Origin of the sequence: Cribrihabitans neustonicus (genome assembly GCF_048820895.1) — a bacterium.
GTDB lineage: Bacteria > Pseudomonadota > Alphaproteobacteria > Rhodobacterales > Rhodobacteraceae > Cribrihabitans_A > Cribrihabitans_A neustonicus.
In genome coordinates, this window is the sequence record NZ_JBMERQ010000009.1 from 66,246 (window position 1) to 81,381 (window position 15,136).

A 15,136-nucleotide genomic window follows, 5' to 3' on the forward strand; every position below is an offset into this window, starting at 1 on the left:
AACGCCCGCAAAGCGTCCGTCAGCGTAGCGTGAAGGCGGCGGCTTAGGCGCGCCGGGTCTCGTGCTCCAGCCGCTGGCGGGCAACTTCGGCGTTGCGCTCGGCGCGCTGGTGGTCGGCCAGCGCCTGTTTCACATAGTCGAGGTGCGCCTCCACGGCAGCGCGGGCGGCCTTGGGGTCGCGTGCCTGCAGGGCCGCGTTGATGGCCCGGTGCTGCTGCAGCAGCGCATCATAGGTCGTGTGCTGCTGGAACATGATGCGGCGGTTGTAGAACACGCCCTCCCGCAGGAGGTCGAACATCGAACGCATCATATGCAGCATGACCACGTTGTGGCTCGCGTCCATAATCGCGGAGTGGAACTCGGCATCGAGCCGTGCCGCCTCCTCCGATACCGCCGGATCGCCCGCCGCTTCCATCTTTTCGAAGATGGTCTGGATCACCTGAAGGTCGTAGTCCGAGCCGAATTGCGCCGCGCGCTCGGCCGCAAGCCCTTCCATGTCACGGCGAAAGGAGAGGTAGTCAGCGACCGCCTCGTCATGAGTGGCAAACAGCTGGATCAGGGCGGGCGAGAAGGCATTGCCCAGAACCTCCGCGACGAAGACGCCGGAGCCGGCCCGCGTCTCCAGGAGACCCCGGCCCTGCAGCTCACCGATCGCATCGCGTAGGGACGGGCGGGAAACGCCCAGCCGTTCGGCCAGTTCACGCTCGGCAGGCAGGCGCTCGCCGGGTGACAGGATACCGCGCAGGATCAGCTGCTCAATCTGCCGGACAACCGCGGCGGAGAGTTTCTCGGACTGGACTTTCTGGAAGGGCATGCGAGCGCTCTTGCGGATTGGTCAAAACATATGACCACGGCGCGGGCGCAGCCGCAAGACTGCGCCGCTTGGCGTGCTGGTGCGGCGCCCCGGCAGCGGGGTATGGCTTCAAATCGGCAAAACCCCGCTGAGGTAGGGATTTATCCCCAAGATATGGTGGGGGTATATGGCCCCTTGCCCCGATTTGGGGGTGCACCACATTGACACGCCGGCTAGGTAGCGATGAAAATCTACGGCAAGAAAACACGAAGGGGCAGCTTTGCGGTTTTCCAAACTCAGGCTGAACGGCTTCAAGAGCTTCATCGATCCCACGGAGCTGGTGATCGCGGACGGGCTGACCGGCGTGGTCGGCCCCAACGGCTGCGGCAAATCCAACCTGCTGGAGGCGCTGCGCTGGGTGATGGGTGAAACCCGCGCCAAGGCGATGCGCGGCGGCGGCATGGAGGATGTGATTTTTGCGGGCACGTCGACGCGTCCCGCGCGCAACTTTGCCGAAGTGGGCTTGCAGATCGACAATGCCGAGCGGCTGGCGCCCGCGGGCTTCAACGACAGCGACGTGCTGGAGATTGTGCGCCGGATCACCCGCGACATCGGCAGTGCCTACAAGTTGAACGGCAAGGACGTAAGGGCGCGCGACGTGCAGATGCTGTTTGCCGATGCCTCCACCGGCGCGCATTCGCCCGCGCTGGTGCGGCAAGGGCAGATCGCCGAGCTGATCAATGCGAAACCCAAGGCGCGGCGCCGCATTCTCGAAGATGCGGCCGGGATCTCGGGGCTTTACCAGCGCCGACACGAGGCCGAACTGAAGCTGAAGAGCACCGAAGCGAACCTGCTGCGCGTCGATGACGTGATCGAGCAGCTGGCCGGGCAGCTGTCCTCGCTGGCGCGGCAGGCGCGGCAGGCGCAGCGCTACCGCGAGATCGGCGAGAAGCTGCGGCTGGCGGAGGGCATGCTGCTTTACCGGCGCTGGCGCGAAGCGGACGAGGCGCGGCTTACCGCCGAGGAGGAACTGCGGCTGCGGGTCGAACAGGCCTCCAAGGCCGAAGCGCTGGTGCGCGCCGCCGCTGCGAGCCGCGCGGCGGTGGAGGAACGGCTGCCGCCCCTGCGCGAGGAAGAGGCCATTGCCGCGGCGGTGCTGCAGCGGCTGACCGTGCAGCGGGATTCGCTCGACGGGCAGGAGGCGCAAGCACGCCAGATCATCGAACGGCTGACCGGGCGTATCGAGCAGCTCGGCAACGACATCGAGCGCGAAACCGGCCTCAACCGCGATGCGGGCGATACCATCGAGCGGCTGGAATGGGAGCAGCGCGAGCTGTCCCGCGCAGGCATCGGCGAGGACGAGCGGCTGGCGGAGGCTGGGGAGCTGGCCGCCGAGGCCGCCGCGGTACTGGAAGACCGCGAGGAGCACCTGACCCGCGTGACCGAGGAAACCGCCCGCCTGGCGGCGCGGCACCAGTCGGGCCGCCGCGCGGTGGACGACAGCCGCCGCGCGCTGGAGCGCTCGGAAGCCGAGGCCGCCCGGGCCCGCGCGGCGCAAGGCGAGGCGGAGGCGGCTTTGGCGGAAGCTGAGGCTGCTTTCGAGACCGCAGTCGCCACAGAGGAAGAGGCCCGCGAAGCCGCGGAGATGGCCGAAGAGGCGCTGGCCGCCGCCGAGGAAACCCGCGGCGCGATCCAGGACCGGGAAGCCGAAGCCCGCAACGGCCGCGCCGAAGCCGAGGGCGAGCTGGGCACCCTGCGCTCGGAAGCCGCGGCGCTGGCCAAACTGGTCGAGCGGGAGGCCTCCGGCGACGGCCAGGTGCTGGACGCGCTCACCGTGGCGCCGGGGTACGAGAAGGCGCTTGGCGCGGCGCTTGCCGATGACCTGCGCGCGCCCCTGGCCGAGACCGATGGCCCGACCGGCTGGCTCTCTCTGCCAGGATACGACACAGAGGCTGCGCTGCCTGCCGGGGCAGAGACGCTGTCGCAGCACGTGGCCGGCCCCGCGGCGCTGTCACGGCGTCTGGGGCAGATCGGTATTGTCGAGGCGGACACTGCGGCCGCGTTGCAAAAGCAACTGCAGCCCGGCCAGCGGCTGGTCACGCTGGCGGGCGATCTCTGGCGCTGGGATGGCTACCGCGCCTGGGCCGGGGACGCGCCGAGCGCGGCTGCGCTGAGGCTGGAACAGAAGAACCGGCTGGCCGCGCTGCGCGAGGCGCTGGCCGGGGCCGAAGCCCGCGCCGAAGCCGCCCGCGCCGCGCATGAGGCGCTGCTGCGGCAGCTTGAAGACGCGACGAAAGCCGGACAGGACGCCCGCCAGGCCCGCCGCATGGCCGACCAGCGGGTGGCCGACGCAGGCCGCGCCCTGAGCCGCGCCGAGGCCGCGCGCAACCTCGCCGAAGGCAAGCTGGAAACCCTGGCCGCAGCACTTGCCCGCCACGACGGCGACGCCGAAGCCGCCCGCGCACAGCTGCAGGAGGCCGAGGCCGCGCTGGCGGAGCTCGGCGATCTGAACGAGGCCCGCGCCGCGGCCGAAGACATCAAGCAGTCGGTCGAGGCCGCGCGCATCACCATGCTGACGCACCGCTCCTCGCACGACGAGCTGCGCCGCGAGGGCGAGGCCCGCACAAGGCGTGTGCAGGAGGTGACCAAAGAGCTGTCGGGCTGGCGCCTGCGGCTGGAAAGCGCCGAACAGCGCATCGAGGAACTGGCCGAGCGCCGCGAGGCTTCGCTTGAGGAGCTGGAAACGGCTAACGCCGCCCCCGCCGAAATCGCTGAGAAGCGCGAGGAGCTGAACAGCGCGATCCGCGAGGCGGAGGCGCGGAAATCGGCGGCGACGGAGATGCTGGTGGCGGCCGAAGCCGAGCTGCGCGAGACCGTGCAGAACGAGCGCGAGTGCGAGCGCCTGGCCTCCGAGGCGCGCGAGGCACGGGCCCGCTCGGAAGCGCGCTGCGACGCGGCGCGCGACGGCGTGACCCAGGCTGCGGGCCGCATCATCGAGGCGCAGGAGATCACCCCGCAGGCGCTCCTGGAGAAACTTGGCCTGTCGCCGGACAACATGCCGCCGCTGAAGGCGCTGGAAGACGAGGTCGACCGTTACAAGCGGCAGCGCGACGGGCTTGGCGCGGTCAACCTGCGCGCCGAGGAGGACGCCCGCAGCGTGCAGGAGGAGCACGACCAGCTGGCGGCCGAAAAGCGCGACCTGGAAGAGGCGGTGAAGGCCTTGCGCAACGGCATCGCCAGCCTCAACCGTGAGGGCCGCGAACGGCTGCTCACCGCGTTCGAGCAAGTAAATAGCAGCTTTGCCATGCTGTTCACCCATCTGTTCGGCGGCGGCGAGGCCAATCTGGTGATGGTCGAAAGCGACGATCCGCTGGATGCGGGGCTCGAGATCATGTGCCAGCCGCCGGGCAAGAAGCTCTCGACGCTGTCGCTCTTGTCGGGCGGCGAGCAGACGCTGACGGCGATGGCGCTGATCTTTGCGGTCTTCCTGTCGAACCCGGCACCGATCTGCGTGCTGGACGAGGTCGACGCGCCGCTGGATGACGCCAACGTCACCCGCTTCTGCGATCTTTTGGACGAAATGTGCCGCCAGACCGACACCCGCTTCCTCATCATCACCCACCACGCGGTGACAATGGCGCGGATGGACCGGCTCTACGGCGTCACCATGCAGGAGCAGGGCGTGAGCCAGCTGGTGTCGGTTGATTTGAAGAAGGCCGAGGCGCTGGTGGCCTGAGCGCCGTGCGGCCGCGGCTCGGCGGCGTAACCCGATCGTGACCGCGGGGTGATGCACAAGCAGCTAGGCTCGGGGCATGAGACATTTGATCCTTGCCCTGATGCTTGCCCCGCTGCCCGCCGCGGCCGCCGAGTGGCAGCTGAGACCCGGCGACGAGCCCCTCAGCGCAGCGGAACTTGCGGCACTGCCGGGGCAGGCGTTCCGGTTTTTTGACGGCGGCGAGTCGCGCTATGGCATGGCGGGGGCCTATTCCTACACCTACTCGGCGGAGAACGGCGGCGGCACCGCCTGGGGCAGCTACCGCCTGCTGCCAGACGGCAGCATCTGCGTGGACTTCGTGAACGGTTTTTCGCGCTGCGACATCTACGTGCGAAACGGCGAACGGATGCTCCTGATCACCGAGGAGGGCGCGCGCTTCCCGGTGCGGCGCTGACCGGCGGCAGTGCGCTTACTGCTTAACAATTCGGCAACCAGCTTACCAACGCTCAATCATAACCGGTCACAATGGCTCCACCGCCAACCTTGGCGGTGAGAGGAGGTGATGAACCTGGATCAAAAATCGTTCTCTAAATGGATGGTGATCCTGTCAGCCGCAGCGCTGATAGTCTCCATCGTGAAGCTTGTTCTGGAGTACCTGTAGGCCCGGAATAAGAAGCCGGGTAGAGCGGCAACTCTACCCGGCACTTTGATTCAGTGATGAACTGGATCACGTTCTCTAGCCCTGTTTATACCCCAAACCTTGCCAAAAGGCAAACCTCGCAACCGCTCAGAGACGCCCTAGCAGCCCCGGAGTGGGCCAGGCGTCGGCGGGCAGGCCGAGGCGTTTCTGTTCCTTTTTCACCGCCATGCGGGTGCGCGCGCCGAGGATGCCGTCGATGCCGCCGACATCGTGGCCGCGGGCCTGAAGTTTCTCCTGCAGCTCGCGAATCTCGGCGCCGCTGAGGCCCGGTTCCGGGCGGCCCGGATCGTAGACCGCGGCCCCTTCCAGCCGGGTGGCGAAATAGGCGGCGGTCAGCACGTAGGTGAAACTCTGATTCCAGTCGAAGAACACGTCAAAATTGGGGTAGGCGAGGAAGGCTGGCCCCTTGTGCCCCTGCGGCAGCAGAAGAGCTGCTTTCATCTCCGGGCCGGCCAGTGCACCGCTGCGCGCGCGCAGTCCGAGCTGCTGCCAGTCGGAGGCCGGTTTCTTGTGCAGAAGCCCGCTCTCGCCCGGGGCAAAGCCCTCTGGCAGCACGACTTCCTGCAGCCAGGGCTCCCCCGGCCGCCAGCCCAAATGTGACAGCATCCGGGCTGCCGACATCAGTGCATCGGCGGCGGAGCCTTTAAGGTTCACCTGCCCGTCGCCATCGGCGTCCACCCCGTGGTTCAGGATGTCGCGGGGCAGCATCTGAACCATGCCGATCTCGCCCGCCCAAGCGCCGGTGGTGTTGGCAGGATCGAAATTGCCTTGCCGGTAGAGCTCCAGCGCGGCCAGCACCTGCGGACGGAACAGCTCCGGGCGGCGGCAGTCATGCGCCAAGGTAACCAGCGCGTCGCGGGTGTTGAAATCGCCCTGGTAGCTGCCGTAGTCGGTCTCGAACGCCCAGAAGGCCAAGAGCACGCCGCGGCTGATGCCATAGGTCTCTTCGATCCGGCGGAAGATGCGGTCGTGCTCCGAGGCCATGCGGCGGCCGCGCTGCAGGCGCTGCTCCGAGATCAGGCGCCGGGAGAACTCGAGGAAGGGTTTCTGGAACACCCCTTGGCTGCGGTCTGCCTTCAGCACCTCAGGGTCCTGGCGGGTGCCGCCGAAGAAGCCCTGGATGGTGGCAGCGCCGTAGCCTGCGAGCACGGCCTCGTCCTTCAGGGCTTGCACAAAGCTGCGGAAATCGCCGCCGCACTGGGCCTGCACGGCGGCGGGCATCAGGGCGGCCACGATGGCGAAGGGCAATAGGCGCATGGGTCCCGGGTTCCTAGTCATGTCGCTCTCCCCGGTCCATATGTGCTAAAAAATCGCGGCGATGGCAACCAGCAGAACAACGGCGAGGCCCCAGGTGCGCCAGAGCATGGAGACGGAGCGTGTGATGGTTTCAGCGCTTGCGCTTTTTGAACCGGCGCTATGGACCCAGGGGAAATCGCGGATCTTGCCGTCATAAGAGCGGGGGCCGGACAGCGCGCTGTTCAGCGCCCGGGCCATCGCGGCCTCGGGCCAGCCGGCGTTGGGCGAGCGGTGCTGGCGGGCATCGGCGGCAATGGCGCGCCAGTCGCCGAGCTGGCCGCCGGCCAGCGCGATGAGCAGGCCGGTGAGCCGTGCAGGGATCAGGTTCAATAAGTCATCCAGCCGCGCCGCGGCCCAGCCGAAGTCTCTATAGCGCGCGTTGCGGTATCCGATCATGCTGTCGGCGGTGTTGATCAGCTTATAGGCCACAAGCCCGGGCAGTCCCGCCAGCAGGAACCAGAAGGCGGGCGCTATAACCCCGTCGGAGAGGTTCTCGGCGCCGCTTTCGATGGCGGAGCGAGCGACTTGCGGCGCGGTCATCTGGCCGGTGTCGCGGCTGACGATCATCGCGACGGCCTCACGCCCGGCGGCGAGGCTCTGGCGCAGGCCGTCTGCCACCGCTTGCACATGCGCGGTAAGCGAGCGGTGCGCGATCAGGATGGCGGCGATCACGATCTCGGCGGGCGCGCCGGGCAGGGCCAGCAGCGCGCCAAGCAGCAGCCCGCCAACAAGCAGCGCCAGCGCCGCAAGCACGCCCTTGGCACGGCGGTTGTCTCCGTGGTTCAGGCGGGTGTCGAGCCAGCCTACCGCGCGGCCCATCAGCACTGCCGGATGCGGAATCCGCGACCAGAGCCACTTGGGTTCGCCAAGGGCGGCGTCGAGCATCAGGGCCAGAACCAGTATACCCGCGGTACTCACAGCGCTGCCTCCAGCCGGTCCCAGCCCTCGGCGGGCGGCAGGCCAAGCCGCAGGAAGCTTCGGGAATAGGGGAAAATGCGGCTCCAGATCCGGGATCTGGCCAGGCGGTCCTGCCAGGCGGCGGCATCCGGCACCTCGCAAAGGCGGATGAGGTCGGTGCCGCCCAGAACACGCGCGCCCTTGCGGGTGAGCAACGCGTCCATGCGGCGCGCGTCCTCCGCAAGCCGGGTGCGGGTGGTTGCGGCCCAGGCCTGATCCGCCAGCGCCATCCGCCCGGTGCGCAAGGCTGGGCCGGAGACCGCCCAGGGTCCCTGCCAGGCTGCGAGCTTCGCGATCAGCTCCGGATCCCCGATGGCGAAACCCAGCCGCATGCCGGCCAAGCCCCAAAACTTGCCGAAACTCTTCAGGACAACCACACCAGGGCGGGTGGCCATTTCGATCAGGCTCTGCTCCGGACAGGTGTCGCAGAAGCTTTCATCGATCACGCTAAAGGGCGCCTTCAGCTCGCATGGCTGCCAGAGCCGGCCGTCCGGGTTGTTGGGATGCACCGCGACCAGCGCTTCCGCAGGGCCGTTCTGGCGGAGCTTCCAGCCGTGTGCCTCGAAGGCGGCGGCGTGTTCGTTGTAGGTAGGCTGCGTGATTTTCACCCAGCGCGGCGCTGCGAGTGCGGGCAGCGCTGCGATCAGCGCCGAGGCGCCAGGGGCGGCGAGCACCGCGGCGCCGGCGGGTACGTTCCAGAAGTCCCGGGCGACCCGTTCCAGATCCGCAAGCGAGGCTGCGTCCGGAAGCGCCGCCCAGTCGGCAGGCGTGAACCCGGGCAGCGGATAAGGCTGCGGATTGATACCGGTCGAGAGATCGATCCACTCACCCGCGCGGCCGCCATAAGCCGCGATCGCAGCGCTGAGATTTCCGCCGTGGTCCCGCCCGGGCGGCGGGTTTGTGATCTCGGATTCAGGCATCGCGGTATAAACGTGGCAACTACTCTATTAAAACAGGCTCCTCGCCGTATGAAACATGCGGTTTGATAAAGCAACTGCGGCGGCGCACCCGTTGGGGAAATGATGCATCAAATTCCCGCGGCCCGTCAGTCCCGGCCGTGCGGCGCCGTCCAGTCGGGCCGCGGGTTCACCGGGATGATGCGGTGCGGATTGATGGTGTCGTGGCTGTAGTAGTAATGGCGCACGATGTGATGCATGCCCACGGTCTCTGCCACCCCCGGCCATTGGTAGAGCTCGCGCGCGTATGCCCAGAGATTGGGGTAGTCGATCAGCCGTGCCCGGTTGCACTTGAAATGCACATTGTAGACCGCATCGAACCGCACCAGCGTGGTGAAAAGGCGCCAGTCGGCCTCGGTCAGCTTGTCTCCCATCAGGTAGCGGTGTTCGGACAGCAGGTCCTCCAGCCAGTCAAGGGTTTCGAACAGCGGGCTCACGGCCTCGTCGTAAGCCTCCTGCGAGGTGGCGAAGCCGCATTTGTAGACTCCGTTGTTCACGGTGCTGTAGATGCGGACGTTCACCGTCTCGATCGGCTCGCGCAGCGCCTCGGGCCAGTAGTCGTCCTGGTTGCCGGTGATGCCGTCGAAGGCGCTGTTGAACATGCGGATGATCTCGGCGCTCTCGTTGGAGACGATGGTGCCGCGCTCCTTGTCCCAGAGCACGGGTACAGTAACGCGGCCGGTATAGTCCGGCTCGGCCCTGGTGTAGATCTGGTGCAGGTGGGTCTTGCCGAACAGGCGGTCGCCGGTGGCGCCGTGTTCATCGGTCTTGAAGGTCCAGCCTTCGCCCAGCATGTCGGGGTGCACGACGGATACAGAGATATGCTCCTCCAGCTCTTTCAGCTTGCGGAAGATCAGCGTCCGGTGCGCCCAGGGGCAGGCCAGCGAGACATAGAGGTGGTAACGGCCGCTTTCCGCCTTGAAGCCGCCCTCGCCGGAGGGTCCCGCGCTGCCGCCGGCAGTAACCCAGTTGCGGAAATGCGATTCCTTGCGTTTGAAGGCGCCGCCCGTGGAGGCGGTGTCGTACCATTTGTCTTGCCACTTGCCGTCGACCAGAAGACCCATTGCGCCTGCTCCCCATGTTGCTGTCTTGCCATGAACATAGGGGCGCGGGCCTCGCGCGCCCATGCGAGGCTGCGCGCAGGCGGCCTGCATGCCTGCACATCCCATGGGCCGGGCTGAAGCTTCTTAAAAAGTTCACTTGATTTTATCCATTAGCGGCGCACCCTTATGAGGACGCCATTTCACAGGCCCTGAAACGGGAAGACCGGACCGATGAACACCTATGTGCCCAAAGCCGTGCAAGACGCCCTCGATGCCGCCCGCGAGGCGGGGACGCGCAGGAAGAACCGCCTGCGGGTGATGGCCGGGGAGGAAACTGTGCCGGTGCTGCGGATGTGGAAGACGGGCTTTGCCGTCGCCGCCGGCTGTGCCCCGGCGCTGCGCGGGCGGGTGGATCTTTACGACGGGGCGCGGCAGTTGTCGCAGTGCCTGATCGTCGCCAGCGAAGAAGAGGGCGGCGAGATGCGCTACGAGTTCAAGCGCGCCACTCTCGCTTCCGACCAGCCGCCGTTGGATTTCTGCAAATCGCCGGATGCCCCGGCCGGGCTGATCCCCTTCGATCCGTCTCTTGGTTTGACCTGACGGCCGCAGGGGCTTTGAGTTCCGGAGCACGCAGCGGCTGAAGCCGCTTGCAGGCGGCTTCAACGCGGTTCGAGGCCGCCCCGGTATGGGGCACGGCCACTGCCATCACGCTGAATTGCAGAGGCGGGCAGCGTTTTGGCTGCGGCCGTCTTGCCGGGTGTGTCCAGGTGCAGCAGGTGCAGCGCGGGTATGTTTCCGTTCCTGAAGCGCCCATCTAAGGGGCGCTCCGGTGCCAGGCCGGGCCCGCCGGCTCAGGGCCGGATTTCCACCTCTGTGCCTACCTGCGCCAGCCGCCAGAGCGTTTCCATCTGTTCGTTGCTGACGGCGATGCAGCCAGCGGTCCAGTCGCCCGGCAGAGTGACGAGGCTTCCCAGCGCGTTCGGCTGGCCGTGGATAAAGATGTCGCCGCCAGGACTTACACCGGCGGCACGGGCACGGGCGCGGTCCTGGGGCCGCGGATAGTTGATGCCAAGGGACAGGTGGTAGGCGCTGTCCGGGTTGCGCCGGTCGATCCGGAAGCGCCCCTCCGGTGTCCTGCCGTCGCCTTCCTGCGCCTTGTCGCCCTCGGGCGCGAAGCCGAGGGCAATGGGGAACTCCAGCACTGTCTCGCCGCGGCGGCTGGCGGTCAGGCGGCGGGCGGATTTCTCGATCAGGATTCGGTCGACCTGCTCCACCGCCGGGGCAGGGGGCGGCGCGGGGCGCGGGGTGAACGCCTCCCAGGCTGTCCAGGCGGCGCCCGCCAGTAGCACCAGCGCCAGAAGCCGCAGGAGGCGCCGCATCGCTACTGCAAGTCCGAGAACGCCTCGGTCAGGCGGCGGCAGGCCTCCTCCACCCGGGCCCGCTGGGTTCCGAGGTTGAAGCGCAGGAAGCTCTCGCCGCCGGTGCCGAAGCTGGTGCCGTGGTTCACCGCGATCTTCGCCTGCTGCTCGACCCGGGTGGTGAACTCTGCCCGCTCCATCCCGGTGCCGGAGAAATCGACCCAGGCCAGATAGGTCGCTTCCAACGGCATCGACTTAAGCCCCGGGACCGCATTGACCGCAGCGTCAAACAGCTTGCGGTTCTCATTCAGGTAGGCGACCTGTGCGTCAACCCATTCGGCGCCCTCGGGGGAGTAGGCAGCGGCGGTGGCGAACTGGCCGACCGAATTCGGTGCCAGCGACAGTGCCTGCATGCGCTTGGCGAAGCGGCCGCGCAGCTCGGGGTCGGGGATGATTACCTGGCCGGTATGGAGGCCTGCGATGTTGAAGGTCTTCGACGGCGCGGTCAGCATCAGCAGCCGGTCGGTAATTTCCGGCGCGGCCATCTGCATCGGGATATGGGTGTGGCCCGGGAAGACCAGATCGTGGTGGATCTCGTCCGACAGCAGCAGCAGATCATGGCGCCTGGCGAAATCGGCAACCGCTTGCAGCTCTGTTTGCGTCCAGACGCGGCCGCCCGGGTTATGCGGCGAGCAGAGGATCACCATCTTCTCCTTGCCGGTCATCTGCGCATCGTAAGCGTCGAAGTCCAGCTCGTAACGGCCATCGCTGTTCTCCATCCGGCATTCGACGACCTCGCGCCCCGCATTGCGGATCACCCGGGCAAAGGCGTGGTAGACCGGCGTGAACAGAACAATGCCGTCGCCCGGCTGGGTGAAAGTGTCGAGGCACATGCCGACGCCGTTGACCAGCCCGGTAGTGGTGAAGATCGCGTCCGCCTCCACCGTCCAGTCGTGGCGGTTGCGCATCCACCAGCGGATTGCGTCCTTGTAGGGCTTTTCGGCATTCACATAGCCGAAGACGCCGTGGTCCAGCATTTCCTGCAGGCGTTCGCGCACGACTTCAGGTGCGCGGAAATCGGTATCGGCAACCCACATCGCCAATCCATCGCTTGCCGGCACGCCGTAAACAGGTTCCATCAGGTCCCACTTGTGGCAATGGGTGCCGTGGCGGTCGATGAGGTCGTCAAAATCCATGAGCCAATCTCCTCTGTCCATGGAAGCGAAGCTATCGGCTATTCCGGCCGGCGCAAGGGGGCGTTGCGGCGGCGGGGGCAATGGCTTACATGATTGCCATGAAAAGACCGATCCTGATCCATCCCGACCCCCGACTGAAGAAGGTTTGCGCGCCGGTGGCCGACCTGAGCGACGAGCTGCGCGCGCTGGCGGATGACATGCTGGAAACCATGTATGCCGCGCCGGGCATCGGGCTGGCGGCGCCGCAGATCGGCATCCTTCAACGGCTGATCGTGCTGGACTGCGTGAAGGAGGGCGAGGGCGAGTCGCGCCCGCTGGTGATGTTCAATCCCCAGATCCTGTCGGCGTCCGACGAAACCAGCGTCTACGAGGAAGGCTGCCTGTCGATCCCCGACCAGTACGCCGAAGTGACCCGCCCGAAGGTGGTGGAAGTCGAATGGTTGGACCGCGATGGCAACGCCCAGCGGGAAACCTTCGACGGGCTTTGGGCGACCTGCGTGCAGCACGAGATCGACCATTTGAACGGCAAGCTGTTCATCGACCATTTGAAGCCGCTGAAGCGGCAGATGATCACCCGCAAAATGCAGAAGCTCAAGCGCGAGCGCGCCCGGGCCTGAGCCCGCGGCTTTGGGGAAGTTCCAGCCATGACCGTCCGCACCTGCCTGCCCTGGCCCGACAAGCGCCTGCGCACGAAGGCCGAGGAGGTGACCGGGATCACCGACGAGATCCGCGCGATCTGGGATGACATGATCGACACGATGGAGGCGATGCCCGGCGTTGGCCTCGCCGCGCCGCAGATCGGGGTGATGCTGCGGCTTGCGGTGGTCGACGGTTCTTCCGAGCGCGGCCGCGCGGTGAGGCTGGCTAATCCGGAAATCCTGCACGCCTCGGTCGAACTGCGCGAGCACGAGGAAGCCAGCCCCAACCTGCCCGGCGTCTCGGCCAGGATCAAACGCCCGCGCGCGGTCACCGTGCGCTACCTGAACGAGCAGGGCATGGTTGACCGGCGTGATTTTGTCGGCATCGAGGCGACCTCGGTACAGCACCAGATCGACCATCTGAACGGCAGGATGTATTTCGACCGCCTGAGCAAGGTGAAGCGCGACATGCTGATCCGGAAGGCAAAGAAGCTGAACGGTTGACCGCACGATCAAGCCCCGCCCGGCTGCAAGCCGGGCCGCGCTGGCCCGCCCCAATGGGGCGGCGCGATTGCGCCACCCCGCGGGCCTGCGCACCCTTCTGCGCTCAACAGCGGGAGTTTGAATCTCGCCGGTGATGAGCCGGAAATGAAGCCGCAGGAGGCAGACGACGAAATGCGCATCATCTTCATGGGAACGCCTGATTTCTCGGTGCCGGTGCTGGATGCGCTGGTGGAGGCGGGGCACGAGATTGCTGCCGTCTACTGTCAGCCCCCCCGGCCTGCGGGCCGCGGCAAGAAGGACCGTCCAACCGCCGTCCACGCCCGCGCCGCGGCACTGGGGCTGGAAGTGCGGCACCCGGTTTCGCTGAAAGGCGCAGCGGAGCAGGAGGCATTTGCGGAGTTAGGGGCGGATGTGGCGGTGGTGGTGGCCTACGGGCTGATCCTGCCGCAGGCGGTGCTGGATGCACCGCGGCACGGTTGCCTGAACATTCATGCGAGCCTGCTGCCGCGCTGGCGCGGGGCGGCGCCGATCCACCGCGCCATCATGGCGGGCGACGCGGAGACCGGCGTCTGCATCATGCAGATGGAGGCCGGGCTCGACACCGGGCCGGTGCTCCTGCGCGCGGCCACCGCGATTGGCGCGGAAGAGACCACGGCCGGGCTGCATGACCGGCTGTCGGAGATGGGCGCGCGGCTGATCGTCGAGGCCCTGGCCCGCCTGCCGGAGCTGACACCCGAGGCGCAGCCGGAGGCCGGCGTCACCTATGCCGAAAAGATCGGCAAGGCCGAGGCACGGGTGGACTGGGGCCGCCCCGCGGCAGAGGTCGACCGGCAGATCCGGGGGCTCTCGCCCTTCCCGGGCGCCTGGTGCGAGATCGGCGGCCAGCGGGTGAAGCTCCTGGCCTCGCGGCTGGCGGAGGGGCGGGGCGCGCCGGGCGAGGTGCTGGACGATGCCCTCACCGTGGCCTGCGGCAGCGGCGCGGTCGTGCTGTTGCGCTTGCAGCGGTCGGGCAAAAGCGCGCAGGATCGTGAGGTGTTCCTGCGCGGCTTCCCGGTGGAGAAGGGCAGCCGCCTCTAGATAGGTAGCGGAGGCAGCATGTCCATTATCGCGCTTGTCATCATCGGCGCCGCAGCGGGGTTCCTGGCAACCCGCCTGATGCGGGTGGAAACTGATATCGTCACCACCGTCGTGATCGGCATGGCGGGCGCGCTGATAGGCGGTCTTCTGCTGCGCGCGCTGCTGGCTGTCCTGGGATTTGCTGCCGGTTTCCTCGGCGCGCTTCTGGGGGCGCTGGCGCTGATCTGGTTCTGGCAGCGCTACGTCCAGCGCTAGCGCCGCCGGGACGGGTCAGCGGCGCGGCGGGCGGCTTCTGTAGACTGGCAGATGCCAGCCGAATGTGATTGACCCGGCGCGGAGCGTCCAGCAGACACCGGCGCAGGCGAGGAGAGCAATGCGCAGCTCCACCCCGGCCCCGATCGCCACCACCGCGGTGATCGCCCCCGCCATGGCGCAGGTGATGTAAAGCTCGCCCTGCTTCAGCACCAGCGGCACCTCGTTGCAGACTACGTCGCGCATCAGTCCGCCGAGCGAGCCGGTCGCCATGCCCATCAGCACCACGATCACCGGCCCTTTTCCCAGCGCAATCGCAACGCCGGTGCCCGCAGGCACGGCCACGGCGAGCGCAAAGCTGTCGAGCCAGACCACCCAGCGCAGGCGGCTTTCGACCAGATGAGCAGTGAAGAACACGATCACAGCGGCGAGGGTTGCGAGCAGGATATAGTTCGAATCGCCGATCCAGAACACCGGGTCGCGGTCCAGCAGGAGGTCGCGAACCGTGCCGCCGCCCACTGCGGTGAGGCAGGCGACAAAGGCAAAGCCCACAATGTCGAGCTGCGCGCGGCTCGCCACCAGCGCGCCGGTGAGCGCAAAGACCAGCACCGAGGCATAGTCCAGCAGGGTGAGGAAGCTCATGCGCCGCCA

15 protein-coding genes are annotated in these 15,136 nt (G+C 67.3%); 7 read left to right on the top strand and 8 right to left on the bottom strand.

What is annotated here, in order from left to right:
- Nucleotides 1–43 precede the first annotated feature (43 nt).
- Nucleotides 44–814 (bottom strand): FadR/GntR family transcriptional regulator, encoded by a 771-nt coding sequence (locus tag ACOHWE_RS16295; protein WP_420667780.1) that lies wholly within the window; start codon nucleotides 812–814, stop codon nucleotides 44–46.
- A gap of 259 nt (nucleotides 815–1,073) precedes the next feature.
- Here ACOHWE_RS16295 and ACOHWE_RS16300 point away from each other — a divergent pair, with 259 nt between their 5' ends.
- Together ACOHWE_RS16300 and ACOHWE_RS16305 are read left to right on the top strand one after the other, a co-directional pair.
- Nucleotides 1,074–4,529: a chromosome segregation SMC family protein gene (locus ACOHWE_RS16300; RefSeq protein WP_420667781.1), complete on the top strand. Its 3,456-nt coding sequence runs from the start codon at nucleotides 1,074–1,076 to the stop codon at nucleotides 4,527–4,529.
- Nucleotides 4,530–4,605: 76 nt separating this feature from the next.
- The gene (locus ACOHWE_RS16305; protein ID WP_420667782.1) at nucleotides 4,606–4,962 is read left to right on the top strand and encodes a hypothetical protein; all 357 of its coding nucleotides are present in this window, start codon (nucleotides 4,606–4,608) and stop codon (nucleotides 4,960–4,962) included.
- 333 nt (nucleotides 4,963–5,295) lie between these two features.
- Here ACOHWE_RS16305 and ACOHWE_RS16310 read toward each other — a convergent pair whose 3' ends face one another.
- The 4 genes from ACOHWE_RS16310 to ACOHWE_RS16325 all read right to left on the bottom strand — a co-directional run bounded on the left by ACOHWE_RS16310 (nucleotide 5,296) and on the right by ACOHWE_RS16325 (nucleotide 9,481).
- Nucleotides 5,296–6,465, bottom strand: a complete 1,170-nt coding sequence (locus ACOHWE_RS16310) for a lytic murein transglycosylase (protein WP_420667783.1) — start codon at nucleotides 6,463–6,465, stop codon at nucleotides 5,296–5,298.
- A 45-nt stretch (nucleotides 6,466–6,510) separates the two neighbouring features.
- Nucleotides 6,511–7,422 carry an adenosylcobinamide-phosphate synthase CbiB gene (gene cbiB / locus ACOHWE_RS16315; protein ID WP_420667784.1) on the bottom strand — a complete coding sequence of 304 codons (912 nt, stop codon included), beginning with the start codon at nucleotides 7,420–7,422 and terminating at the stop codon, nucleotides 6,511–6,513.
- The gene (locus ACOHWE_RS16320) at nucleotides 7,419–8,381 is read right to left on the bottom strand and encodes a threonine-phosphate decarboxylase (protein ID WP_420667785.1); all 963 of its coding nucleotides are present in this window, start codon (nucleotides 8,379–8,381) and stop codon (nucleotides 7,419–7,421) included. The genes cbiB and ACOHWE_RS16320 overlap by 4 nt, the downstream gene beginning before the upstream one ends.
- 125 nt (nucleotides 8,382–8,506) lie before the next feature.
- Nucleotides 8,507–9,481 carry a glutathione S-transferase family protein gene (locus ACOHWE_RS16325; protein WP_420667786.1) on the bottom strand — a complete coding sequence of 325 codons (975 nt, stop codon included), beginning with the start codon at nucleotides 9,479–9,481 and terminating at the stop codon, nucleotides 8,507–8,509.
- A 210-nt stretch (nucleotides 9,482–9,691) separates the two neighbouring features.
- Between ACOHWE_RS16325 and ACOHWE_RS16330 the strand changes: the two genes are divergently transcribed.
- Nucleotides 9,692–10,060 (top strand): hypothetical protein, encoded by a 369-nt coding sequence (locus tag ACOHWE_RS16330; protein WP_420667787.1) that lies wholly within the window; start codon nucleotides 9,692–9,694, stop codon nucleotides 10,058–10,060.
- 251 nt (nucleotides 10,061–10,311) lie between these two features.
- Here ACOHWE_RS16330 and ACOHWE_RS16335 read toward each other — a convergent pair whose 3' ends face one another.
- The gene (locus ACOHWE_RS16335) at nucleotides 10,312–10,839 is read right to left on the bottom strand and encodes a L,D-transpeptidase family protein (RefSeq protein WP_420667788.1); all 528 of its coding nucleotides are present in this window, start codon (nucleotides 10,837–10,839) and stop codon (nucleotides 10,312–10,314) included.
- Between the two features lie 2 nt (nucleotides 10,840–10,841).
- On the bottom strand, nucleotides 10,842–12,014 hold the full coding sequence (locus ACOHWE_RS16340) for a MalY/PatB family protein (protein WP_420667789.1): 1,173 nt from the start codon (nucleotides 12,012–12,014) through the stop codon (nucleotides 10,842–10,844).
- A gap of 98 nt (nucleotides 12,015–12,112) precedes the next feature.
- On the opposite strand from ACOHWE_RS16340, the gene def (ACOHWE_RS16345) reads away from it, so the two are divergent.
- The 4 genes from def (ACOHWE_RS16345) to ACOHWE_RS16360 all read left to right on the top strand — a co-directional run bounded on the left by def (ACOHWE_RS16345) (nucleotide 12,113) and on the right by ACOHWE_RS16360 (nucleotide 14,488).
- Nucleotides 12,113–12,631 (top strand): peptide deformylase, encoded by a 519-nt coding sequence (gene def / locus ACOHWE_RS16345; RefSeq protein ID WP_420667790.1) that lies wholly within the window; start codon nucleotides 12,113–12,115, stop codon nucleotides 12,629–12,631.
- A gap of 27 nt (nucleotides 12,632–12,658) precedes the next feature.
- Complete coding sequence (gene def, locus ACOHWE_RS16350; protein ID WP_420667791.1) at nucleotides 12,659–13,156, top strand: peptide deformylase; 498 nt, start codon at nucleotides 12,659–12,661, stop codon at nucleotides 13,154–13,156.
- 171 nt (nucleotides 13,157–13,327) lie between these two features.
- On the top strand, nucleotides 13,328–14,233 hold the full coding sequence (gene fmt / locus ACOHWE_RS16355) for a methionyl-tRNA formyltransferase (RefSeq protein WP_420667835.1): 906 nt from the start codon (nucleotides 13,328–13,330) through the stop codon (nucleotides 14,231–14,233).
- A gap of 18 nt (nucleotides 14,234–14,251) precedes the next feature.
- The gene (locus ACOHWE_RS16360) at nucleotides 14,252–14,488 is read left to right on the top strand and encodes a GlsB/YeaQ/YmgE family stress response membrane protein (protein ID WP_420667792.1); all 237 of its coding nucleotides are present in this window, start codon (nucleotides 14,252–14,254) and stop codon (nucleotides 14,486–14,488) included.
- A gap of 15 nt (nucleotides 14,489–14,503) precedes the next feature.
- On the opposite strand, the gene ACOHWE_RS16365 is transcribed toward ACOHWE_RS16360, so the two are convergent.
- Complete coding sequence (locus ACOHWE_RS16365; RefSeq protein WP_420667793.1) at nucleotides 14,504–15,127, bottom strand: trimeric intracellular cation channel family protein; 624 nt, start codon at nucleotides 15,125–15,127, stop codon at nucleotides 14,504–14,506.
- Nucleotides 15,128–15,136: the final 9 nt, after the last annotated feature.